The organism is Thiobaca trueperi, from assembly GCF_004342175.1.
In the GTDB taxonomy this organism is placed as follows: Bacteria; Pseudomonadota; Gammaproteobacteria; order Chromatiales; family Chromatiaceae; genus Thiobaca; species Thiobaca trueperi.
The window spans coordinates 155153-179442 of record NZ_SMAO01000009.1 but is presented as its reverse complement, the minus strand read 5'-3'; the positions used below and the strand labels follow the sequence as shown (position 1 = coordinate 179442).

The 24290-nt window shown below is 63.8% G+C and carries 19 protein-coding genes; 4 read left to right on the top strand and 15 right to left on the bottom strand.

The features are described from left to right. Window positions 1–10: 10 nt before the first annotated feature. Genes EDC35_RS16085 through EDC35_RS16055 form a run of 7 tightly spaced genes read right to left on the bottom strand, consistent with a single transcriptional unit; the run spans window position 11 to window position 5527 of the window. On the bottom strand, window positions 11–682 hold the full coding sequence (locus EDC35_RS16085; protein WP_132978268.1) for an electron transport complex subunit E: 672 nt from the start codon (window positions 680–682) through the stop codon (window positions 11–13). Then, window positions 682–1281, bottom strand: coding sequence for an electron transport complex subunit RsxG (gene rsxG / locus EDC35_RS16080; RefSeq protein WP_132978267.1), 600 nt, complete (start codon window positions 1279–1281; stop codon window positions 682–684). Before rsxG ends, EDC35_RS16085 begins: the two co-directional genes overlap by 1 nt. Beyond that, window positions 1282–2382, bottom strand: a complete 1101-nt coding sequence (locus EDC35_RS16075) for an RnfABCDGE type electron transport complex subunit D (RefSeq protein WP_132978266.1) — start codon at window positions 2380–2382, stop codon at window positions 1282–1284. Beyond that, the gene (gene rsxC, locus EDC35_RS16070) at window positions 2379–3833 is read right to left on the bottom strand and encodes an electron transport complex subunit RsxC (RefSeq protein WP_132978265.1); all 1455 of its coding nucleotides are present in this window, start codon (window positions 3831–3833) and stop codon (window positions 2379–2381) included. Before rsxC ends, EDC35_RS16075 begins: the two co-directional genes overlap by 4 nt. Before the next feature lie 36 nt (window positions 3834–3869). Further along, window positions 3870–4457, bottom strand: coding sequence for an RnfABCDGE type electron transport complex subunit B (locus tag EDC35_RS16065; protein ID WP_132978264.1), 588 nt, complete (start codon window positions 4455–4457; stop codon window positions 3870–3872). Between the two features lie 9 nt (window positions 4458–4466). Further along, on the bottom strand, window positions 4467–5048 hold the full coding sequence (rsxA, locus tag EDC35_RS16060; protein ID WP_132978263.1) for an electron transport complex subunit RsxA: 582 nt from the start codon (window positions 5046–5048) through the stop codon (window positions 4467–4469). Window positions 5049–5050: 2 nt separating this feature from the next. Beyond that, the gene (locus EDC35_RS16055; RefSeq protein WP_243651734.1) at window positions 5051–5527 is read right to left on the bottom strand and encodes a SoxR reducing system RseC family protein; all 477 of its coding nucleotides are present in this window, start codon (window positions 5525–5527) and stop codon (window positions 5051–5053) included. 348 nt (window positions 5528–5875) lie between these two features. Here EDC35_RS16055 and EDC35_RS16050 point away from each other — a divergent pair, with 348 nt between their 5' ends. Continuing rightward, window positions 5876–6193, top strand: a complete 318-nt coding sequence (locus EDC35_RS16050; protein ID WP_132978262.1) for a hypothetical protein — start codon at window positions 5876–5878, stop codon at window positions 6191–6193. A 303-nt stretch (window positions 6194–6496) separates the two neighbouring features. Here the strand turns inward: EDC35_RS16050 and tatA are convergent, their stop codons facing one another. Continuing rightward, the gene (gene tatA, locus EDC35_RS16045) at window positions 6497–6715 is read right to left on the bottom strand and encodes a twin-arginine translocase TatA/TatE family subunit (RefSeq protein ID WP_132978261.1); all 219 of its coding nucleotides are present in this window, start codon (window positions 6713–6715) and stop codon (window positions 6497–6499) included. Between the two features lie 301 nt (window positions 6716–7016). Here tatA and EDC35_RS16040 point away from each other — a divergent pair, with 301 nt between their 5' ends. Continuing rightward, window positions 7017–7325 carry a GNAT family N-acetyltransferase gene (locus EDC35_RS16040; protein WP_243651732.1) on the top strand — a complete coding sequence of 103 codons (309 nt, stop codon included), beginning with the start codon at window positions 7017–7019 and terminating at the stop codon, window positions 7323–7325. On the opposite strand, the gene recD is transcribed toward EDC35_RS16040, so the two are convergent. The 5 genes from recD to cbiQ form a co-directional block, all read right to left on the bottom strand. Continuing rightward, entirely contained in the window at window positions 7238–9331 is a 2094-nt protein-coding gene (gene recD, locus EDC35_RS16035) for an exodeoxyribonuclease V subunit alpha (RefSeq protein ID WP_132978260.1), read from the bottom strand. The genes EDC35_RS16040 and recD overlap by 88 nt on opposite strands. After that, complete coding sequence (recB, locus tag EDC35_RS16030) at window positions 9328–13194, bottom strand: exodeoxyribonuclease V subunit beta (RefSeq protein ID WP_132978259.1); 3867 nt, start codon at window positions 13192–13194, stop codon at window positions 9328–9330. Before recB ends, recD begins: the two co-directional genes overlap by 4 nt. After that, the gene (recC, locus tag EDC35_RS16025) at window positions 13191–16751 is read right to left on the bottom strand and encodes an exodeoxyribonuclease V subunit gamma (protein ID WP_132978258.1); all 3561 of its coding nucleotides are present in this window, start codon (window positions 16749–16751) and stop codon (window positions 13191–13193) included. The genes recB and recC overlap by 4 nt, the downstream gene beginning before the upstream one ends. A 481-nt stretch (window positions 16752–17232) precedes the next feature. After that, entirely contained in the window at window positions 17233–18000 is a 768-nt protein-coding gene (locus tag EDC35_RS16020) for an energy-coupling factor ABC transporter ATP-binding protein (RefSeq protein ID WP_132978257.1), read from the bottom strand. Further along, window positions 17997–18809: a cobalt ECF transporter T component CbiQ gene (gene cbiQ, locus EDC35_RS16015; RefSeq protein ID WP_132978256.1), complete on the bottom strand. Its 813-nt coding sequence runs from the start codon at window positions 18807–18809 to the stop codon at window positions 17997–17999. The genes EDC35_RS16020 and cbiQ overlap by 4 nt, the downstream gene beginning before the upstream one ends. 134 nt (window positions 18810–18943) lie before the next feature. Between cbiQ and EDC35_RS16010 the strand changes: the two genes are divergently transcribed. Next, the gene (locus tag EDC35_RS16010; RefSeq protein ID WP_132978255.1) at window positions 18944–19993 is read left to right on the top strand and encodes an energy-coupling factor ABC transporter permease; all 1050 of its coding nucleotides are present in this window, start codon (window positions 18944–18946) and stop codon (window positions 19991–19993) included. On the opposite strand, the gene lptF is transcribed toward EDC35_RS16010, so the two are convergent. Beyond that, window positions 19985–21085, bottom strand: coding sequence for an LPS export ABC transporter permease LptF (lptF, locus tag EDC35_RS16005; RefSeq protein WP_132978254.1), 1101 nt, complete (start codon window positions 21083–21085; stop codon window positions 19985–19987). The genes EDC35_RS16010 and lptF overlap by 9 nt on opposite strands. Before the next feature lie 167 nt (window positions 21086–21252). On the opposite strand from lptF, the gene EDC35_RS16000 reads away from it, so the two are divergent. Continuing rightward, window positions 21253–21492 carry a TraR/DksA C4-type zinc finger protein gene (locus EDC35_RS16000; protein ID WP_132978253.1) on the top strand — a complete coding sequence of 80 codons (240 nt, stop codon included), beginning with the start codon at window positions 21253–21255 and terminating at the stop codon, window positions 21490–21492. Window positions 21493–21508: 16 nt separating this feature from the next. Here EDC35_RS16000 and pepN read toward each other — a convergent pair whose 3' ends face one another. Then, window positions 21509–24151 (bottom strand): aminopeptidase N, encoded by a 2643-nt coding sequence (gene pepN, locus EDC35_RS15995; RefSeq protein WP_132978252.1) that lies wholly within the window; start codon window positions 24149–24151, stop codon window positions 21509–21511. Window positions 24152–24290 lie beyond the last annotated feature (139 nt).

Below are 24290 nucleotides of genomic sequence, written 5' to 3'. Positions count from 1 at the left end.
GGCGACATCCTCACACGCTATGGGCGCCGGCCATTTGGATACTCTTACCGGCGCGGAGATCGAGCAGGCGTTTGCCGACGATCACCAGCCCCGTGACGAGGAATCCGCCGGGTGGCAGGATCATCATCAACACGCCCATATCAGCTGGCATCAGGCGCAGTTCCATGAAATGGAAGGCCGGTCCCAGCAGAAGCGAGGCATCCGCAAACAGGGTGCCTGAACCCAGGATTTCACGGATCGCACCGATCAGGGTCAGGGCGAGGGTGAAGCCCAGACCCATGAAGATGCCATCCATCAGCGCTGGCAGGATGGGTTCCTTCGAGGCGAAAGACTCCAGCCGCGCCAAGGGCAGGCAGTTGGAGACGATCAGTGGGATGAACAGACCCAGCACCTTGTAGAGTTCATGCATCCAGGCATTCATCACCAGATCGACGAAGGTGACGTTTGCCGCCACGATGAGGATGTAGACCGGGATGCGCACTTCACGGGTGATGTAATGGCGGAAGGCAGCGACCATGAAATTGGAGGCTGCCATCACCACGGCGGTGGCAAGTCCCATCCCCAGTCCGTTGGTGGCGGTGGCGGTCATGGCCATGGTCGGACACATGCCGAGCAGCATGACGATGACGCCATTGTTGTCCCACAGACCGTCGCGGATGATCCGTCCGTAGTGAGTTGCCATCAGTTGACCTCCAGCAATTGCGCCTGGTGGGCGGCGAAGAATTCAAGTCCGTGGCGGATGGCGGTGACGACGCCGCGCGGGGTGATGGTGGCGCCGGTGAATTGGTCGAACTGACCGCCGTCCTTTTTCACCTTCCATTTCTCGGCGGGTGGTTGACCCAATGCGAGTCCGGCGAACTGAAGAATCCAGTCGCCTTTCTTGACGTCGATCTTGTCGCCCAAACCGGGCGTCTCTTTATGACTCAAGGCCCGTACACCCAAGACACGACCGTCGGCATCGATGCCGAGCATGAGTTTCATCTGACCGGCGTAGCCGGTGCCGAAGATCTCATAGGCGACACCCGTCACCTTGCCCGCCTTGAGTGCGCGATAGACGGTGAGTTCGTGGCCCTGGGCGTCCTGCATGCTCAGGGTGTCCAGCACCGGGTTGTTGTCGTGGAGGCTCGCCGGGATCACCTGCCCGAGCGAGTTCTGCCGGTCTTCCAGGGCACGGGCGGCAATGGCGTCATGCGTGGCCCATTCGGTGAGGGCGAGAAACAGGCCAAAACCGAGACAGAAAATCCCTAAGATGACGCCGTGGATCAGGGTGCGCTGTGTCATTCAATCCCCCTTCAATGGCAAAGGCTCACCCTTGCGCGTGCGACCAAAGAGGCGCGGGCGGGTGTATTGATCGATGATGGGGGTGAGCGAGTTCATCAGCAGCACCGCGAAGGCCACCCCTTCGGGGTAGCCCGCGAAGGTGCGGATGACCCAGGTCAGGCATCCGACGCCGAAGCCGAAGATCACTTGCCCCTTGAGTGAGACCGGCGAGGTGACGTAATCGGTGGCGATGAAGAAGGCGCCCAACACGGCCGCCCCGGACAGGATATGGACGTATCCGGGGGCGAAGCGGGCTGGATCCAGCAGGTTGAACAGGGTGCCCAGCAGAAACAGGGTGCCGAGCATGGTGGCCGGGATGTGCCAGGTGATGATGCGCCGACGGATCAGAAACAATCCGCCGAGGAGGATGAGGAGCGCCGAGGTTTCGCCCAGGCTGCCGGATTTGTAGCCGGCCGCCAGATCCATGAGGTCGGGCGTATAGGACAGGTCCGTGTTGCGCCCGTATTCGCTGAGCGATTGAAAAACGGGGATGCCGCGCGAGAGTTCGGTCTTGACATAGCCCAGCGCGGTGGCTGCCGTCACCCCATCGGGCAACCCATTGCCGAAGGTGATGTCGAGCGCGGCGGCAAAACTCGGGGCATTGGCCGAGAACAGCGGGTGCGGTTCGATCCAGGCGGTCATCACCACCGGGAAGGACACCAGCAGGGCGACCCGCGCCACCATGGCGGGGTTGAACAGATTCTGGCCGAGTCCGCCAAAGGCGTGCTTGGCGAGCGGGATGGCGAAGACGGCACCGAGCGCGCCGGTCCACCAGGGCGCCCAGGGGGGCAGGGTCATGGCCAGCAGCCAGCCGGTGAGGATGGCCGAACCGTCGCTGAGCGTCTTGGCCAGGGGCCGTCCGGCGAGCGCGAGCATGAGCGCCTCGGCCAGCACGCAGGAACCGATCGTCACCCCAAACAGGAAGATCGCCGGCCAGCCGAATAGATAGAGATCGAAGAACGTGGCCGGCAACAGCGCCAGCAGCACCGTGAACATGGTGCGCTGGACGGTATTGGTCCCGTGGGTAAAGGGGCCGCTTTTGGTGATTTCCCCAACGATCATGCCTGAATCTCATCAATGGTGGTCGTTTTGGGCTTGCGCGCGACGGTGGCCGCACGCTGCGCGGCGATCCGTTCCAGACGCGCGGCATGGGCCTCGACCAGCGATTTAGTTCGCTCGGTCTTGCGGTGCTCGCGTTCCTGAGCATGCAACGCGCCCTTGGCATAGTTGAAGTAGTGCACCAGTGGGATATGCGAGGGACAGACCCAGGAGCAACTACCGCAGGAGACGCAGTCCATGACGCCGAGCTTTGCCGCTCCCTCCAGATCGTCGTGCCGGATATGCGCGGCCAATTCGACCGGGGTGAGACCACAGGCGCAGATCGAGACACAGGAACCGCAGCGAATACAGGGATCCGCCTGCCGTTCGTTGATTTCGTCGGCGGTGAGCGCCAGAATCCCCGAGGTTCCCTTGACCACGGGTACGTCCAGTCCCGGCAGGTGGATGCCCATCATGGGGCCGCCCTGGATCAGGCATTCGGGACGCTGCGAAAAGCCGCCGCAGAAGTCGATCAGGTCGGACACCCGTGCGCCGATGGGGGCGGCAATGTTTTTGGGTTCGCGGATGGCGCCGCCGCTCACGGTCACGACGCGGTCAATCAATGGACGGCCCAGACGCACGGCCTGATGGACTGCACGCGCAGTGGCGACGTTATGCACCACGACGCCCAGATCGGCGGTCAGCCTGCGTGCCGGGGTTTCGCGCCCAGTAATGGCCAGCGTCAGGTGGCGCTCGGAACCCATCGGATATTTCACCGGCACCGCCACCACCTCGATCTGCGGGAAGGTGCTGGCGGCAACCCTCATGGTCTCCAGCGCCTGGGGCTTATTTTCCTCGATCGCCACGACTATCCGGGGCGCACCCAAGGCATAGGCCATGATGCGGGCGCCATCAATGATCTCATCCGCATATTCGCGCATCAGGCGATCATCGCAGGTCAAATAGGGCTCGCATTCGGCTCCATTGACAAGCAGGGCGTCGATCCGGTGCCGGATCCCCAACTGGAGTTTCACCGCTGCCGGGAAGGTGGCGCCTCCCATACCCACGATTCCGGATTCGGCAACGCGATCCTCGATGACTTCGGGGGTGACAGCGAACGGATCGGGGATGGGATCGGGGAGGACGCACCATTCATCCCGTTCATCCGGCTCGATGACGATGGTCGGCTGAGGCAGACCCGAGGGATGAGGGGCCGGGATCTCGGTCACGGCAATCACGCGCCCGGAGGTCGAGGCGTGGTGATGGGCCGAGATCTGACCATGGCGACGGGCAATGACCTGACCTTTTTTGACCTGATCGCCTTCCGACACCAAAATTTCGGCGGGGGCGCCGATATGTTGTTGCAACGGGATATAGAGCCGATGGGGCAGCGGCAGTGTCTCGATCACACGCTCGCTGGTCCGCTCCTTGCGATATTCGGGATGAATGCCGCCACGGATCGGGAAAAGCTTCATTCGCCTGATGCTCCGGGTCGAAATTGGATAAGGCCGTTAGGCCAGCGCGGTCCGTCCGGCGTCTTCAACGCGCGGAGCCGTTCTTGGCGGCGATGCGCCATCAATGGAGGGCTTGGGCCAGTGCCATGCGGCCAGCGTCACCGGCACTTCGAGCATCCGGATGGCGTCAGTGGGACAGACCAGAGCGCATTTTCCGCACCCGTGGCAGGCGTCGGCAACGACGGTATGCATCAGCTTGCTCGCGCCGATGATGCCATCCACGGAGCATTCCTTGATACAGCGGGTGCAGCCAATGCAGAGCGCCTCATCGATCGAAGCGTAAACCGGCACATGCAGGGCGTGATCGGACAGATCGACCGTCACCCCCAGACGCCTGGCCAATTGTTCGGCGACCGCCTTGCCCCCCGGCGGACAGAGCGTGACCGGCGCTTCGCCCCGTGCCAGGGCCGCCGCAGCCTGAGCACAGCCCACGAAACCGCATTGTCCGCACTGGGAGCCGGGTAACATGGCCTGGAGTTCCACTTCCAACGGATCCTCTTCGACGGCCAGCAAACGCGCGGCAACCCCCAACAATCCGCCCAAGGCCACGCCCATGGCGGTCAAACTACCGACAGCGATCAACATAGCCAGACCTCAGTTGGTATTCATGCCAGAGAAACCCAGGAACGCCAGCGCGAGCAGGCTGGCGACGATAAAGCCGATTGGCGGGCCGGCGAAGAGGCGCGGCACCTCGGCCAAGGCGAGACGCTCACGCAGTCCGGCGAAGATCACCATGACCAGGCTGTAGCCGATGGACGACGCGAAGGCAAAGAGCGTGGCGGCAATGAAGCTCATCTTGCCCTCGACCAGCAACAGCGCGACGCCAAGCACCGCGCAGTTCGTCGTAATGAGCGGCAGATAGATACCCAGCATCTGGAACAGCGGCGGCGACACCTTGCGCACGGTCATTTCGGTGAATTGCACCGCGCCCGCAATCACCAGGATGAAGGTCACCGTGCGCAGGTAACCCAGGCCGTAGGGCTCCAGCAGATACACCTGGACCGCCCAGTTGGCCATGGACGAGACGGTGATGACGAAGGTCGTCGCCAGCCCCATGCCGATGGCGGTGTCGATCCGTGTCGTCACGCCCATGAAAGAGCAAAGGCCCAGGAAGCGGGCCAGGATGACATTGTTGACCAGGGCGGCCCCGATCATCAAAAGCACATAGTCCTGCATGACTAGCGGGCACCTTTGGTTAATTCGGTACGACAGAACTCGTCGGTGCTTGCCCGACGAATGAAACGTGGTGCGAGTTGACCACGGGCACCCAGCGAAAGGGCACCCCAGCGTGCGCCCGCGAGACCTACACCCAGCGCGATCACCATGGTGGCCATGGTGATCGCGTCGCTTCCGGCTAACCATTGCGCCACCAAGCCGGCTCCCAGCATCACCACCAGGGGCAGTGCATAGGCGGTTCCCGATGCTTTGAGTAAGGCACGTTCGTCAACCCCAACGACGACCCGTTCGCCAATGATGAGTCCCGGCTCGTTCGTCAGCGGGAAACGGCGCATTTCGAGGCGGCTCGCAGTGGTCCCGATTCCCTTGGCGCCGCAGAGTCCGGAAGAGGCACAGCCGCCGCAACTGGTGGTTTGCTCGGGCTCCAGCCAAGCCACGCGACCGTCTATCGCGACGACGCGGGCGATGCCCTCAACCAAGCTCGATTGCACTGGGTCCGCTGCATCTGCGGGAGGACAAGCGTCAATGGGAGTCAAAGAGAACCTCAATGGTCGTTTGCAGCGGGGCTGCCAGTGTCTTGCTGCGCTGCACAATCTTTTAAAGAATAGAGCAAACTCGACTTGCCGTGCAACAGCGATTTGCGGATGTCTGTAAATAACGATTCGACCATTAAGATAATAGAGTATTTACACTCATAACCCACTCGGATCCTCACCGGTAGAATCAGGGATGCTGTATCAGCTTGGCCGTTTGCGGTCAAACGGTACCCTGCGTGGTCGTTTATGCAGGGGGAGCCTAGCCATCACACCTGTCTTGATCAGGAGGACATGATGATCGACCCCACTGGGCGCGCCATCTATGGCGACATCGCCACCAATCTCGATATTCGGAATCAACTTCAAGCGGACATCAATCTCGGCCTCGATGTGTTTGTGGAAAAACACATCCCGACCATCATCGAGTACTATACGAGCGAATGCCCCATTGAAGAAGAGTACGCCATTGAAATAGCCGCAGCGGTCTGGCTGCACCTGCATCCGGATTACGAACGACCGCTACCGAAAACGCGGGAAGACAGGAAGGCTCTTCAGGCGCTTATTCAAAATGAGTTGAAAACGGACGCAAACGCTTTTTGGCAGCTTTGATCTTTTTCATTACGACACCTGATCACTGCCGGCTCTGCCGACACGAAAATATGGCTTTTGACAGGATTAAACCGCGTCCAGTGCGGTGCGATGTGTTCGGGTTGAATCAACCCTGGCAGCATCGACGACCGCGAGAGCTGGCGCGGTTTAACGGTTGGAGCTGCTATATATTCAGGCACCGCCCCCGTCGCCGGTTCGGCCTCCGGCGCATGGCGGCGGATCGGTTTTGCCCCGCGTTCAACCGCCGCCGCTCAGGATCAGGCGTCGAACTGCGCGGGAGCGGACACGCGAAGATCTGGTCGTTTAGCTGAAATTTGAGGGTTTGGACACGGGACCGCCGGACGACACCTGCTCGTCGGCTTGAGACGTTTTATCGTCGGGGTCGGACACGGCCTTGCGGAAACCCTTGATGGCGCTGCCGATGTCAGCGCCGATATTGCCCAGCCGCTTGGTGCCGAACACCAGCGCAACCACCAATAACACAACCAGCATATGACCAAGACTCAATCCGCCAAGGCCCATAAGATAGCCCTCATCAATGCATTGAAAACCGGAGCCGGGCGACTCGCGATCCGAATAAGCCGCGGCCGCAATCAGTGAGAATTGGCCGATAGACTCGGGGAATATACTCCAGGGTCAGCCACATTGACCAGCCCCGGACGATTTTGAAATATTTGGCACATTTTGACGAGAAACGCCTTTTGGATATAGCGATATGTTATCGCTTCAACCCCATGTGCGAGGCCAATCTGGCGGTCGAGCGCACCACCTGTCCGCATCCCTGGAACAAGGCCATTGTTGCGAACTGTCTGCGGGTCGGCTATTGCCGTCAAGTCGAAAGATCGGGCAGGAGATTGCCGCGCACGGCATCATGTCGGTCGCGGTCAGGGAGTGTCACATCTTCAATCTCTGCGTGCATCCCCACCATCAACGCCGGAGGCTGGGACGGCAGATGCTGCGTCATCTGCTGGAGCTGCTGATCGAGCGCAAGGCTGAAACCGCCTTTCTGGAAGTGCGCGATTCCAACGCCGCCGCCCGCGCACTCTATGCCGCCGGGGAGGTCAAACAGATCCCGCTGGCGCGTCGCACCCGGCGCTCCAGCGCCTCCCCCAGTACGCTCGACTCGCGATAGACCAGCGTGAACGCCTGACGTGCGCGGGTGATGCCGGTATAGATCAGCTCGCGCGTCAGAACCGGGTTGGGGGTGTCGGGCAGGATCAGGGCGGCATGGGTGAATTCCGAACCCTGCGATTTATGCACGGTCATGGCAAAGACCGTGTCCACTGACTGGAGCCGGCTGGGCAGGATCCAGCGGATGCCGCCGCTGCCGTCTCCGGCAGGAAAGGCCACGCGCAGCACCCGGCGCATCTGGCCGTCGCGCTGGCGAACCGGCACCGCGAGGGTGATGCCGATGTCGCCATTCATGAGCCCGAGACTGTAATCATTGCGCGTGACCAGCACCGGTCTCCCGGCGAACCAGTGACGCTCGAAGCCGCTCTGTTCCGGGTCAGGTCGAAGATCCAGCAGCTTTGCCCGACTCAGGATGGCGACGATCTGTCGGTTGAGTCCTTCCACACCCCATGGCCCCTGCCGCAGCGCGGCGAGCAACTGGAACTGTCCCTGCGCCTTGAGAATATCGCGCGCCCACTGATCCAGGGTCGTCTGGTCGGCCACATGGCCCGGATCGCGGTCGCGCATGCAGGTCAGATAGCCGCGATAGCCGTTTTTGACCAGGGCCGCGAATGCCGGATCCTGGGTGTCACGCAGATGAATGGCCGCAATGCGCCCCAGATCGTCCGGCGCGGCTTGCCGTTGACGCGCGAACAACTGCAACACGGCGTCCAGGCGGTTGACCGCCTGATGACCGGGCAGATCTTCATTGACCAGCGCCGCCAGCGCGCCGATGCCGCCCTCCGGTTTGAAGCGATAACTTTTGCGCAGCATGGCGATGGACTGATCCAGCGCACCGCCAGCGGAATCGATGAAGATGTCTGGCACGCTGGCGCCGGTCGCCCGTTGCAGCCAGTCGCGGGTAGTCGGGAGATAGTGCGCCGCGCGTGCACGCCGGCAGAGATCGCCGAGCACCGCGCCCGCCTCCACCGAGGCCAGTTGATCCTTGTCGCCGAGCAGGATCAGCCGCGCGTCGGGCCGCAGCGCCTCCAGCAGCGAGGCCATCATCTCCACATCGACCATCGACGCCTCGTCCACCACCACCAGATCGACGGGCAGCGGATGACCGGCATGATGACGGAAATGACGGCTGTCCGGGCGGGCGCCGAGCAGACGGTGCAGGGTGGCGACCTCGGTTGGAATCTGGCTGCGCACCTGTTCGCCGTGCGGGCCGTCGAGCGGCAGGCTGGCGATCCGGTCGGCAATGGATTCGTTGAGACGGGCGGCGGCCTTGCCGGTGGGCGCGGCGAGACGGATCCGCAGCGGCGGTTGACCGCCAGCGATCGCCAACCCTTGCAGGAGTGCAAGCAGACGCACCACGGTCGTCGTCTTGCCGGTGCCGGGGCCGCCGGTGACGATGGCAAAGGCGCTGCGTGCCGCCAGCGCGCAGGCGATCCGCTGCCAGCCGCTGTGATCCTCGCCGGGGGCAAAGAGCGCGTCGAGCTGCGCGCGCAGGTCAGCTTCCGGCAGGACGAAGGACTGGCGCAGACGCGCCTCGATCCCGGCGACGATGCGCGTCTCGTACTGCCAGTAGCGACGCAGATAGAGCAGTGGCTGAGTGTCTGTACCGCCGAGCACCAGCGGCGAAACGCCATCGTCATCGCCACCCGTCAGGCGGTCGCTGACCGCCGGGCTGCGGCGCAGACGGATCAGCCAGTCCGCCAGATCGAACCCGCCCAGCATGGCCTTCAAGTCGGCGTGCGCATCGACATCGGGCGCTTCACCGTCGTCGCGCGGACTGGTCAGCAGCTCGTCGGGATGGTCCAGCGCCGCCTTGAGGTCGAGACAGACATGACCGTGACCATTGCGCTCGCTGGCAAGCGCCACGGCGAGCAGCACGGCGGCATCGGTTTCCGGTCCCTGCTGCCGGATGAAGCGGGTCAGGGCCAGATCGAGCGGACGGAGCGCCCCGGCAGTCGCCCAGGTCGCGATCCGCGCCAGGAAACCGGTCTCTGTCAGGTCGATCATGCCGCCTCCTCAGCGCCAGCAAAAAGGCGATCCAGTTTTTCAATCAGGATCCTCGGCGGTTTGTCCATGAACAGACCCTGACCGGCGCTGTAACCGCCGCGCAGAAAGACATAGATCGCCCCGCCAAGATGCCGGTCATAGTCATAGCCGGGCAGACGCGCCTGGAGCTGGCGGTGCAGGGCCAGCAGATAGAGGACGTATTGCAGGTCGTAACGCTTGCGCAGGATTTCAGCGCGCACTGCCTCGGGGGTGTAGGCGGCGTCATCCAGACCCAGCCGGTTGGATTTCCAGTCCATGATGTAGTAGCGCCCCTCATGCTCGAACACCAGATCGATGAAGCCTTTGAGCATGCCGTTGAGACGGTTGAAGCCGATGGCCGGACGCGATTCGCCGTCCAGGGTGTGCGACTGCACCAGTTGATCCAGTCGGGGCGTCGCGACATCGCCGCTCTCCAGCCAGAATTCCAGCTCGACCTGCATCCGATGCGGTTCCAGCTCGCTGAGTGACAGGGTCGGGATCTGGCCGTTCGTGTCCGGCAGGCCCGAGAGTATCCAGCGCCGGTCGAGAAAATCCTTCAGCCAGACATCCAGCGGATCGATCCAGTCGGCGAGTCCATGCAGCGTACAGCGCTGTTGCAGCATCTCCAGCCGCAGCGTCGGTGACTCGGCGGCAGCGGCATAGCCGCGCAGCAGGTTGCCCTGATCGTCGCGCGCCCGCTGTGCCGACGCCCATTCCAGAATCTCATGCAGAAAGGTGCCATATTGACCGCCGCGCGGCAGGGCGTGCAGATGGCTGTCCTTTGGCATGCGGCGCAAACGTCGCGATTCCGACTGAGCGTCTGCGGCGGCGGCCTCTTCTTCGAGTGCGGTTTCCTGCCGGGCGGTTTCTGCCGATGACGGCGGCAATTGCATTGGCGCGGAATCATCCGGGCCGGTTGATGGCGGGGCTGCCAGTCGCAGCGACGAATAGCTGGCGATCCACCAGCCCCTTTGATGCCGGCTCCGCACCGTGCGGGCGTCGTCCAGTTGCGCACCCGGTTCCGGCGCCAGCCGCTTTGACGAGGGTGACGGGGCGGGCTCGATGCGGATGTGCGGACAGTCTCCGCGCAATCGCTCCAGCGACTCCCAGACCTGAGCCGGCGCGGCAAAACGCTCGCCGCCATTGAGCAGATGACCGATGGCCGATTGATGCAACTGGGGTGTTTTGGCGTTGCCGCTCTTGAGCGGTGCGATGCCGAGCCAGAGCGCCTGCTCGGCGCGGGTCACGGCGACATAGAGCAGACGCATGTTCTCGCTCAGACGCTCGTCGTCCGCCCTGGCCCAGGCCGTCTCGAAGCCTTTCTTGCCCGCCAGTTCCAGCGAAACACCCTGTTCGGCGCGATAGACAACCTGTCGGGTGTGACCGTCCACCGCCCGCCAGGAGCAGATGAAGGGCAGCAGCACCAGCGGATATTCCAGCCCCTTTGATTTGTGAATGGTGACGATCTGCACCAGCTCGGCGTCGCTCTCCAGACGCAGGATGAATTCCTCCTCGGCCTGCCCGAGATGCTCCGACAGATGCCGGATCAGCGCCTGCTCGCCATCGATGGCGCTCGCCGAGGCTTGCAGCCATTCGGCCAGATGTAGCAGATTGGTCAGGATACGCTCGCCGTCGTCGCGTCCGACCAATCGTGCCGGCAGTTCCGCATCCTGCATCAGGCGTCGCAGCATGGCGAGCACGCCCTGCTGCTGCCAGACCTGCCGGTAGCCGCGAAAGCGTTCGATCTGTTCCTCCCAGGCCAGTTCGTCATGCTGGAGCCGCTCCAGCTCGTCCATCGGCATCGCCAGGGTGTTGGTGCCCAGCGCGGCGCGCACCAGGGTCTCGTCGGTCGGCGTGGCGCAGGCGCGCAGCCAGTGCAGCAGATCGGGCGCCTCCTCAGTCTGAAAGACCGACCCCCGATCCGAGAGATAGACGCTGTGAATGCGCCGCGCCGCCAGCGCCCGGCGCATCATACCGGCCTCCTTGCCGGTACGGACCAGGATGGCGATGTCTTGCGGTCGCAGCGGGCGGCGCATGTCATCGCGCGCGAAACCGGCCCGGCCCGCACGCGCCTGCCGCAACCAGTCGGCGATCCGGGTCGCGGCGACGTCGGCCATCTGCCGCAGATAATCGTCCATCGAAACCGGATCCTCGCCCTGATCCAGGGTCCAGAGGGTCAGCGCCGGTGCCTCCCGGTCATCCAGAATCAGACGTTCGGCGCGGCCCTGAGCCGCGACGGGCTGAAAGGGGATCGGATTGTCCGCCCCGAGCCGGAAGCGAAAGGCGCCCCGCGCATGGCCTTCGGCGTGCTCGAACAGACGGTTGCAGGCATCGACCAGGGGCCGGGTCGAACGGTAATTGACGCCCAGGGTGTGATGGCGTCCATCCGTCGCGCGCCGGGCGTCGAGATAGGCGTGGATGTCGGCACCTCGGAAACCATAGATCGCCTGCTTGGGGTCGCCGATCAGGATGAGCGCGGTTTGCGGATCGTTGTGTGCCGTCCGATAGACACGGTCGAAGATCCGGTATTGCACCGGATCGGTGTCCTGAAACTCATCGATCAGGGCCACCGGAAACTGACGGCGGATGGTCTCGGCCAGACGTGCGGCCTGTCCCGGCTGCGCGGATGGCTCGGGGGTGAGCGCCAGATCGAGCTGACGCAGCAGATCGTCGAAACCCATTTCGGCACGGGCGAGCAGACGCCGGTTGAGTTCGTGTCCCACCCAGCGCGCGGCATGGGCGAGCAGACAGGCTTCAAAGGCCGGCTCAGGCTCGGCTGGCTGAGGCCATGCCGCCGGGTTGACGGACTGCCAGTCGGCAATGGCCTCAAAGGCGGCATGCTTGATCTCGCTCTGCACCTTGGCCGTTTTTTTGAACTGGAAGGCGCCCTGGGCGAAGGACTTGAGCTTGCCGGGCGCCTCCTCGCCCCCGGACCAGCGGGCGACCTCGGCCAGCAGATCCTCGAACTTGTCTGCGTGTGTGCTGCCGTGCACGGTGCCGTTGAGATGCGGCCGCAGTGTGCGCAGATGCTGTTCCAGCGTTGCGCGGTCTGCCTGCCACAGATTCCGCGCCACCTGTTCCAGTTCAGCGGCCTGTGCGCTCAGACGCTCGCCTTCCAGATCGGCCTGATCCTGTGCGGTGCGCCACTGACACTGACGGGCCAGCGCGGCGTCGAGCGTTTCACCGTCCAGCGGTTCGCCCTTGTAGGAAAACCGCGTCTCCCGACGCTTGAGCCAGTCAGCGAGCTTGCGCCGCAGCGCGTCGGGCGACTGGACGACCTCCCGCACGCAGCGCGCCTCCAGTGGGGACAGCGGATAGAAATGGACGCGCCAGTAATCCTGCACCGTCTCGGCGATGAGATCGGCCTGATCCGTTACCAGCTCGCGGTCGAAGAGTCCACGGGTGTCGAAGGCATGTTCCTGGAGCATGCGGTAACACCAGCTATGGATGGTCGAGATGACGGCCTCGTCCATCCACTCGGCGGCCAGACGCAGACGCCGCGCGCAGCCGGGCCATGCGTCGGGCGGATAGGTATCGCGCAGATCGTCAAGCAGACGGTCGCTGGCGGTCAGGGCGCCCGGAGCGGACTCGAAACAGACCGCCGCCTCGACCAGACGCCGCCGGATGCGGTCGCGCAGTTCCTTGGTGGCGGCATCGGTGAAGGTGACGACCAGGATCTCGGGGGGCGTGAGCGGGCGGTCAAAGGCGCTCTCCTGATCGCCATGCCCCAGCACCAGACGCACATAGAGCAGGGCCAGGGTGAAGGTCTTGCCGGTGCCGGCGCTGGCCTCGATGAGACGGCTGCCCCGCAGCGGAAAGGCGAGCGGATCGAGCGTCTGGCTCATGGCGCGGTCTCCCCGGAGGGCGAGCAGTGGTCGAAGAGCGGTCGATAGAGCCGCTCGATCAGATCGCCAAACCCCGGATCGGCCTGGAGATCCTCATAGGTCGGCCAGAAACGGCGATAGCCCGGATGGCTGTCGCGCTCGCCGTCATGGTTATAGCCGCCCTCGTAAGTTGCGCACGGATCGGCCTTGCGCCCGGCGTTCGCCTGAAGCAGGGCAAAGCCGGTTTTGCAGGCCAGTGGCGGCAGGGCGGTCAGACCCTGGAGATAGTCGTCCAGCAGCCGGTCCAGCAGGACGGCGGCCGCCTCGGCAGGGAGCGGGTCGAGGATGACATGGCTGTCCGGCCCGAGCAGATGCGTGCTGACCGGCCCGTCGAGCTGGGCGGCGAGATGGGCCGGCCAGTGCGGTGTCAGGTGCGACCACTTGAGATCACCGCCGACCACGAGCCGGCTGGCCTGAAGACGCAGTCTGACCCGATTGCCCCCGGCGTTTTCGCGCAGATCGCTCAGGCTGTCTTCGAGGACGATGCCGTCCCGCTCCAGACGCAGGATCTGCGCCGGACAGGGCTGTGGAAAGGCTTGCAGCAGCCTGCGATAGGTCTCCACCGGTTCGCTCAGTTCAGCGGTCAGCGACTCGATCCAGACCCCATCGAAAGGCGGAAGGGGCAGACTGCCAGCGCGCGCAAGACGCTGCATGGCTGCGCCCAGACAGGCATGCGGGTCGGCATCGATCTGTTGCGCCAGGGTGCTGGCGACGGTCTGGATCATGGCGTCGCGGATGCCCCAGCTCCCCAGTCCGTCGAAATCAAAGACCTCCTCGTCCTCGATACCCTGCTCGGTTCGGGTCAGATCGAGCGACAGGCGGCGGCTGTAAAAGGTCTTGACCGGATGACGCAGAAAAGCGCCCAGGGCGAATAGCCGAATGGGCGCATCCAGCGTGGGGCGGGCAAGACAGGGCGGCGTCTCCGGCTCAGGCGCGCGATCCTCATGCACCGCCCGCCATTCGTGGGCATAGGTGAAGAGACGCGGATTGCGGTCGGGCTGAAAATACTGGCGGCTGAAGGGCTGTAATGGATGCTCGGTGGTCAGCGCCGCCAGCAGCGCCTCGCCCGGCGTCATGCCAGGTACGCCATCGGTTGCGCCGGCCAGCCGCCAGCCGGCGGCAAGATGATCGCGCAACTGGCCGACCAGCACCGAGGGTGGACGGGGCGAGTTGTCGCGGATGCTGCGCCCCACCCAACTGATGACCAGCCGCTCGCGCGCCGAGAGCAGGGCTTCGAGAAAGAGATAGCGGTCGTCCTCGCGGCGCGAGCGGTCGCCGGGGCGGTAGTCATTCGCCATGAGATCGAAATCAGCCGGACGCCGGGTGCGCGGATAGTCGCCGTCGTTCATGCCCAGCAGCCAGATCTGCCGGAAGGGGATGGCGCGCATCGGCATCAGGGTAGCGAAATTGACCGCGCCGGCGAGAAAATGCTTGTTCAGGGTCGGTTCGTCCAGACCGGCCAGCAGCGCGGCGCGCGCCACCGCCAGCGGCAGGATCTGCGTCTCCGCGCCGCCCTGACGGCAGTCGCGCGACCATTGCTCCAGCGCCTGCTGCACCTGGCCGATGGCGAGGGTATCGGCCTCGGTGACCACCGCGAAGGCGTCGTCGAGCAGACGCGCCACGACCTGCGTCCAGTCATCCGGGGTGCGCGGGGTCTGAAGCACCTTCCAGTAATGCTCCAGGGTCTCCAGCAGTTGCGCCAGGGGACCGATCAGCGCCGCCTCCAGCCCGCCGATCTCGTCATAGGGCTCGATGCCCTGCCAGGGCTCCGCCCTGCCGGTGGCGAATCCGAGCAGCATGCGTCGCAGACCGAAACGCCAGGTGTTCTGCTCCAGATCCTCGGGCAGGCCCAGACTGGCGCGCTGCGCGGCGTGCAGGCCCCAGCGGATATTGGCCCCGCTGATCCAGCCACGCAGTTGGGGCAGATCGGATTCGTCGATGTCGAACCGCGCACGCAGCGCCGGAATGTCGAGCAGATCCAGGAGTTCGCTGACCGCAAAGCGCGACTGCGGCAGATTGAGCAGGGTTTCCAGCCCGATCAGGAGCGGATTGCGATGACGCAGTCCCTGATCGGAGAGATGGAAGGGGATATGACGCGGATCCTCCGGCGCGAGACGCCCGAAGACAGCCTCAATGTGCGGCGCATAGGGATGGATGTCGGGGACCATCACCAGCATGTCACGCGGGTGCAGCGTCCGTCCGGCATCGGACGCCTGCGCGAAGGCGTCGAGCAGTTGATCGTGGAGGATTTCGACCTCGCGCTGGGGGCTGTGGGCGACCAGGAATTCCAGACTGCGATCCTGCTGCGGATCGATGGCGACAGCCAGCGCCTGTCGCTCATGCAGCGGACGCAGTTCCAGGATGTCGTCCTGCAACTGCTGCAACAGGGTCGCCTTGCCGGGTGACTCGAAGAGATCGATGTCCAGGCTCGCGGACTGAAAATGGCCCTCGTAGTGCGCGCGTTCATCATGCTCGTCCAGCAGCCGGATGTAGTCCCGGCCCTGCTTGCCCCAGGCCGCGAGCAGCGGATGACCATGCAGATGCAGCCGGGTTTCGTCGATGTTCTCCGGCACCTTGCGTGCGCGCTGGCGGCGATAATCGCGCTTGAACAGCTCGCGTCCCTCGACGATGTCGCCCCAGTAATGGCGGCTGGGATTGTGTGCAAAGAGCATGACCTGGGTGCGGCTGGAAATGGCCTCCAGCACCTCCAGCGACTGGCGCGGCAGGGATGAGATACCGAAGACGATCACCCGTCGCGGCAGTCGCTCATCCAGGGCATGCGGCCCATCGCCCAAAGCGTGGATCCTGGCCATGAAGCGGCGATGAATCTCGGCGCGGCTGGCGCCATCAGGGCTCTCCGGATTTCCGGCGGTCTCTCCGGCGACATCCTGTGTCAGGATGCGCCAGAGCGCCGGCTGCCAGCGTTGCGTCTCGGGCACCGGTTCCTGGCTGCCGTCTGGCCTGATCAGGATGTCCCGGCCTTCCTGCCAGTGTTCCAGCCAGTCGGCGCGATAGACCTGATACTGATCGTAGAGATCGGCGAGTTGCGCTGCCAGTTGATGGCGGCGGCGCGGGTCGTCGTCTTCCTGCAGAAAGCCGCGCAGCGGGGCCAGACACTCGGGGTTCGGCAGACGCGCGCCGAGCGCCGCGACATCGTCCAGCAGGCGATAGAGCCGCCAGGTCATGGGCGCCTTGTCGAAGGCCGAGCTGTCCGGCAGATTGCCGAGGACACAACGGTAGGCGTACCAGATGAAGCGCCCCGGCAGACTGGTTCGGATCGCAGCGGCAATGCCGCAGCCGCCTTCCAGCGCATTCCCCGGATTGGCTGCCAGCGCCAGTTTGAGCCATTGTGCGATGCCGTTGCTCTGCACCAGCACCGTTTCGTTTTCCAGCGGATGGAGCGGATGGCGCTTCATCCAGGCCACCAGGAGTCCGCACAGGGTCTCCATACGATTGCCCTGGATCAGCATGAAACCGGTCGGCCAGTCCTCGGCCCGATTGGCGTGCGGTGAGTTCATCGGGATCTCCATTGTTCAAACCGTGGATATTTGCGAGCAACGGCTTGCGACAGGGGGTAGAGGACAGTAAACATCCGGCCAGCCCGGCCCAAAAGGCTCAGTGCCGGCATCCGCTTTCCGGCGCGCAGCCTAAACCAACCAAATAAGTAGGTAATGACCACGTATCGAAAGCGGTATTCCTTGTATTCTTCTCGGTTATGACTATTCTGCTCATCGTTGGCAAGAGAGATGTATCTTCGGGATCCAGCCCAAGCATCTTCCACACCTTCCATTGTTCCAACCACTGAACCGAGGTGAGTGTCATGACTGAAGAAGTGATGCGCAAGCACGAGAGTCGGGCGATTTGGCTTGGGATTGTCATCTGCCTGCTGCCGCTGGTGCCTTATGCACTCCACGGCGTCGGTCGCTAACCGGGCTGGGGCGCCTGCCCCATCCGCATAACCTTTAACCGACGGGGCGGGGAGAATCTCCCCGCCCTTTTTTATGTCGTCTCAATCGCCGCCTGACCGCACAGCGGGCAGCCCTGCATGCGCAGGGGCGGTTCCAGACCGGATGCTGCCAGCAGCGCCGCATCGACGAAGATCTCGGCCGTAGGGCCATCAGCGACAATGCGGCCCTCGCGCAGAACGACGGTACGCGAACACAGATCCAGCGCCAGATCCAGATCGTGCGTGGCGATGAATGTGGTCTGCTCGAAGCCCGCCAAAAGACGGATCAGCCGCCGCCGCGCACCCGGATCCAGGTTTGAACTGGGCTCGTCCAGCACCAGCATGGCCGGCTCCATTGCCAGCACGGTGGCAATCGCCACCGCCCGCTTCTCCCCGCCGGACAGGCGATAGGGTGGTCGTTCGCGCAGCGCCAGCGCACCCACCCGTTGCAGCGCATCGTTCACACGCCGTTCCACCTCAGCGACCGGCAGTCCCTGATTCAGGGGGCCAAAGGCGACATCTTCAGCGACCGTCGGCATGAAAAGCTGATCGTCCGGATCCTGAAACACCATTCCCACCAGACGTCGCACCGCTGGCAGGCTCTCTTTCGTCAATGACAGATCGCCGATCCGCACCCGCCCCTGCTGTGGCCTGAGATAGCCGTTGAGATGGAGCAGGAGGGTCGATTTGCCCGCTCCGTTGGCCCCGACGATGGCGACGGATTCGCCCTGGTGCGCCCGCAGCGAGATGTCCGCCAGCGCCTGCGTGCCATCCGGGTAGGCATAGGCCAGTCGTTCCAGCTCGACAAATGACCGACTCATGTGACCAGCCTCAGGGTCAGATCGCCGAGGATCTGCGGCAGATTCCAGATCCGCAGAACCATGAAAATCCCGCACCAGCCGAGCGTAAACAGCATTTCAGGATGACCGATCCGCAGCGGTTGCAGCGAGCGGATCTCGCCGCTGAAGCCCCGGCAGCGCATGGCGATATGGATGCGTCGGGCGCGGTCGAGCGTGCGCAGCAGCAGATGTCCGAGCAAACTGGCGTAGACCCGCATCCCCAGACCGCGCGCGCCGACGGATCGCAGCGCCCGCGCCCGCACCAGACGCCGCGACTCATCGACGAGCACGAAGAGATAACGATAGAGAAAGAGCAACTGGAGGGTGAAGACCTGCGGCACACCAAGCCGTTGCAGGCCCAGACAGAGATTCTCGAAGCGGGTGATCGCGATCAGAACCAGCGCGGCACTGACCGTCAACGCAAAGCGGAGCAGGATCGACATGAAGGAGATCCAGCCCCCGCTCACCGCCAGCGATCCCAGTTGAAGCCGGGGCTCCTGATCGAGCAGTGGATTGAAGATGCCGACCAGCAGCGCAAAGGGCGACACGATCAGGAGCTTTTTCAGCAGATAGTCAAAGGGAATGCGCCCCGCGCTCGCCAGGGCGATGGGAAAGATGGCGTAGGGCAGCAGCGGCGCGACATCGTATTGACCAAAAGATACCACGCAGACGAGAAAGACCGCCGTGGTCAGGATCTTGGCGCGGGGATCGAGCCGATGGAGCGGGGTTTCCTGACGCCCCAGATGGTCGAGCCGCCCGAGATCAAAGAGCGATGCATCAATGCCGGACACGGCGTTCACCCTCAGTTCCGGATCCTGCTGCTGACAATGAAGGGGCGATTTGACATGAAGCGCGGGCGTCGTTTAGCGTTGAGCGACAGTAGCACAGATATTTTTCACGTAACACTTTACCGGGAGACTCACCCATGCACATGGCCGACGCACTCCTCTCGCCAGCCGTTGGCGGAACCCTCTGGGCGGCCACCGCCGCCATGACCTGGCATTGCTCCAGGCGCGTGCGGGAGACGCTGGACGATCAGACCATTCCGCTGATGGGCGTCCTGGGTGCCTTCATCTTCGCCGCGCAGATGATCAACTTCACCATCCCCGGCACCGGCTCCAGCGGTCATCTGGGCGGCGGACTGCTCCTCGCCATTCTGCTTGGCCCGCACGCTGCTTTTCTGGTGATGGCCTCGGTGCTGACCGTGCAGGCGCTCGTCTTCGCCGATGGCGGGTTGCTCGCACTGGGGGCCAACATCTTCAATATGGCGGTTCTGCCCTGTTTCGTGGCTTACCCGTTGATCTACAAACCGCTCGTTGGCGCCCATCCCACGCCGGGGCGCATCACGCTCGCCGCCGTGCTGGCGGCCGTGGTGGGGCTGCAACTCGGCGCCTTCGGCGTGGTGCTGGAGACGGTCGTGTCCGGCATCTCGGAGCTGCCCTTCTCTGCCTTCGTCCTCCTGATGCTGCCAATCCATCTGGGGATCGGGCTGGTCGAGGGACTGGTGACAGCGGCGGTGGTGAACTTCATCTGGGCGGCACAGCCTGACATCCTGCGTCACGCCGCAACGGCGCGTCCGCTCGGCCAGCCGCTTTTGAAAAAGGTTCTGATCGGGCTCGGCGTGACGGCGGTGATCACCGGCGGCGCGCTCTCCTGGTTCGCTTCGACCTATCCCGACGGTCTGGAATGGTCCATCGCCGGAGTGAGTGGCGCCGAGGAGATTGCACACCCCGATGACGGCATCCACGCCACACTCAGCGCCGTGCAGCAACAGACCGCCATCCTGCCGGACTATGGATTCGGCGCAGCGGATGCGGACTCTAGGCCTGGACAAGAGCAGGATCATGCGGAAGCGCCGGTCTGGCCGGCGGTCGATCCGGCAACGAGTCTGGCGGGCCTCGTCGGCGGCGCACTCACGCTGCTGATCGCGGTCGGCATCGGCTGGCTGCTGCGTCGGCGCACGGCCTCAGCCTGATGTCAGTCGGTCGCGCAGACGCTTGAGCCAGAAGCTCTCCGGGAGCAGCACCAGATAGACCATGCCAAGGATGGCGAACTGATACCAGAGACTGCCTAACCAGGGCGGTGTCACGCCACTCTCCAGCCAGCTTTCCGCCAGACGCTGGAGATTGAAGAAGCTGAAATAGGCCAGCAGGGCAAGCAGCAGACGCCCGGTCGTGCGCTGGCGCGGCGAGATGTCCACCAGCGGAATCGCCAGCAGGGCCAGGGTCAGAATCGCCAGCGGCGCCGCCAGCCGGTGTTCGAGTTCGACTCGATCCGCCAGCGCCGATGAGCCGAGCAGATCCAGGGTCGGCGTGGTGGCGCGTCTGGCGTTCCGCTGCGGACGGATGCCGGAGCCCCGGATGCGGATCCGGTATTCCGCGAAATCGCCAATGAGAAAGGCGCCGACGCCCGGATTGCCATCGAAACGATGACCGCCGATCAGGGTCACGATATGGTCGCCAGTGGTCTCTTCAATCCGGTGCTGACCGCCTTTGCTGACGATGATCCGTGAATTTCCGCCGCGCCGGTCCAGAATGAAGACATCGCCCAGCGATTTCTGCCGGTCGATCTCGCCGATGTAGACCACGACCTCGCCCTGCTCCTCGACATAGAACCGCCCCGACTGCAAACCGGCGATCTGCGCCCCCTGCTCGCTTTGCTGGGCACGAATCGCCAGAATCCCGGCCGCCGCATCCGGCTGAAGCACGAGCGCGATCCAGCCGGTCAGCAGCGCAACCGGGATCGCCAGCAGCAGCAGGGCGCGATAGAGGCGCGGCGGACCGATGCCGCAGGCGTTCATCGCCACCAGCTCACTGTCGCGCGAGAGCCGGCTGAGGGTGACGAGCATGGCGAGAAAAAAGGCCGGCGGCAGCAGGCTGGACAGATCCCGCAGGATCTGGAGACCCAGAAAGTGAAACACCACATCGACCCCCAGCCCGCCCACATTCACCTCTTCCAGGGTGCGCAGAAACATCAGGCTGACGACGATCAGGGTCAGGACGACGACGATGGCAAGAAAGACCTTCGCCACCTCGCGGAAGACATAACGATCAAGGATTCCGAGCATGGTCCCGCCCCGTTGCAACTGAGCGGCCATTTTGTCATGAGGGAGACGCCATCGACCATCGCTGGCTGATGCGGCCGCCGTCATCAACCCGCCATCAAACGCTCATCCCAGGATCATCAGGCGGGAATAGACTGGCGCTACGTCCATTCAGCACGGTCAGCAACCCAGTGGAAAAATTCGCCGATGTGCTCGATCTGGCCCAGGCCCACACGGAACGGGAAATCCAGATGCGGATTGCCGCGATCCTTCGTCACACCCAGGGCGGAGCCGGCTGCGCAGTCTGTATCGATTGTGGCGAACCCATTCCGGTCAGCCGCCGTCGTCATGTGCCCAACGCCAAACGCTGCGCGGTCTGTCAGGCAGCCGAGGAACGCCGCCGCACCCCGGTGCAGCGATCGGCGGCCTGATATCGATTGCTGATGGTCAGCCAGCGTCCAGTGCCTTCGACGCCACCTCGAAGACATCCTTCGAGATGTCCTCCCGCTCCAGAATCCGCGCGATCTCGGCCCGCATCAACGCCTGACGGCCAGGATCGAAACGCCGCCAGCGGATCAGCGACTTGACCAGACGCGAGGCGATCAGCGGATTGAGCGGATCCAGTTCCAGCACCCGGTCGGCGAGGAAACGATAACCCGCACCATCGGCGGCATGGAAGCGGACCTGGTTCAGGTTGCAGAAGGCGCTGACCAGACTGCGCACCCGGTTGGGGTGGCCCAGCGAGAAATCGGGATGCCGCATGAGCTGAATCACCTGCGTCAGGGTCTCCTCGCGCGGGCTGGTGGCCTGGACGCTGAACCATTTGTCCAGCACCAGCGACTCGCCCGACCAGCGCCGGTAAAACTCGTCCAGCGCCTGACGGCTCTCCAGGCCGCCCCGATCGACCAGCAGACGCAGCGCCGCCATGACATCGGTCATGTTGTGCGCGCCAGCGAACTGCGCCTGACAGCGCGCGAGCGCCTCGGCATCCTCGGCCTGCATCAGATAGCCCAGGGCCAGATTCTTGAGCGCACGGCGACCGACCGCCTCAGGCGTAAAGGCATAGGGACCGCTCTCGCCGTTGTCACGATAAACCGCCAGCAGATCGTCGCGCAGACGCTCGCCGATCAGTCGGGTGAGCGTGGTGCGGGCGCGATGAATGCCGTCCACGTCCACCACGGCCATCTGCTCGCCCAGATACGACTCGGCAGGCAGCGTCAAGACCTCCGCCAGCAGCGCCCGGTCGCTCGCTTCGTCGCGCAGAGCGCGCCGGAAGGCGTCGAAGAACGACTCCGGGATCCCGGCCTCCGCATCCTCAACCAGATTCAGCAGCAGACGCTGCATCAGGGTCTGCGCCGCGTCCCAGCGGTTGAAGCCGTCGCTGTCGTGGGCCATGAGAAACAGCAGGTCGTCATCGGTACAGTCGAACGACAGCTTTACCGGCGCCGAAAAACCGCGCAGCAGCGAGGGCACCGGACGCGCCGGCAGATCGACAAAGTGGAAGGTTTCGACTGCCTGCCGCAGTTCCAGCACATGCGTCCCCGGCGCATCCGGGGAGGATGCGCCGGCAAGCCGCAGCGGCAGATCCCGACCATCCGGGCCGAGCAGACCGATTGCCAGCGGCAGATGGAAGGGCGCCTTGACCGGCTGGCCCGGGGTCGGCTCGGTGTGCTGGCGCACGATCAGGCTACAGGTGCGGGTCGCTTCGTCATAACTGGTCTGAATGTGCAGTTCCGGGGTGCCGGCCTGTTCGTACCAGCGGCGGAACTGGCTCAGATCGCGTCCGCTCGCGTCTTCCATGCAGCGTACGAAATCGTCCGTGGTCACGGCCTGACCGTCGTGTCGCGCGAAATAGAGATCGGTCGCCCGCCGGAAGACCTCAGGGCCGAGCAGATTGGCCTGCATCCGCACCACCTCGGCACCCTTCTGATAGACGGTCGCGGTGTAAAAATTGTTGATCTCGATATAGGAATCGGGGCGCACCGGATGCGCCATGGGGCTGGCGTCCTCGGTGAACTGATGGCTCCGCAGCACGCGCACGTCGCTGATGCGCTTGACCCCGCGCGAGGCCACGTCGGCGGTGAACTCCTGATCGCGATAGACGGTGAAGCCTTCCTTCAGACTCAACTGGAACCAGTCGCGGCAGGTGATGCGGTTGCCGGTCCAGTTGTGGAAATATTCATGGGCGATGACGCTCTCGATGCCGTCGAAATCGACATCCGTTGCGGTGTCGGGCCGCGCCAGCACGAATTTGTCATTGAAGATGTTGAGCCCCTTGTTCTCCATCGCGCCCATGTTGAAATGGCTGACGGCGACGATCATGAAGATATCGAGGTCATATTCGCGCCCGAAGCGTTCCTCGTCCCAGCGCATGGCCTTTTTGAGCGAGCGCATGGCATGGTCGCATTTGTCCAGATTGTGCGGCTCGACAAAGATCTGAAGCGCCACCTCACGCCCTGAGGCCGTGGTGAATGAATCCTCGACCGCGCGCAGATCCCCGGCGACCAGCGCAAAGAGATAACTCGGCTTGGGGAAGGGATCCTCCCAGCGCACCCGATGACGCCCGTCGTCGAGATCGTCTGACGCGACCCGGTTGCCGTTGGACAGCAGCACCGGAAAACGGGTCTTGTCGGCGATCAGGGTCGCGCTGTAACGCGCCATCACATCCGGGCGATCCAGGAAATAGGTGATGCGGCGAAAACCCTCCGCCTCGCACTGGGTGCAGAGCATGTCGCCGGACTGATAGAGCCCTTCGAGCGCCGTATTGTGCGCCGGATGGATCCGCACCTGCGTCTCCAGCACAAAGCGATCCGGCACCCGCTGCACGGTCAGCGACTCGCGCTCCACCCGATAATCGACCGGATTCAGCGGATGACCGTCGAGCGCGATCCATTCCAGCTCCAGTTGCTCGCCATGCAGGCACACTGTACCGTCGCCACGGGTCGCCGCCGGATTGCGGCGCAATTCGAGCCGCGCAGTGACCATCGTTTGCTCAGGATCCAGCTCGAAGGCCAGATCAACACGATCGATCAGAAATTCCGGCGGCTGATAGTCGTGCAGAAAGATCGGGTGCGGTGTCTCGCGATACATAATGATCCTTGGTAGGGGCGAATTCATTCGCCCCGGCAGTTGGCAGTTGGCAGTTGGCAGTTGGCAGTTGGCAGTTGGCAGTTGGCAGTTGGCAGTTGGCAGTTGGCAGTTGGCAGTTGGCAGTTGGCAGTTGGCAGTT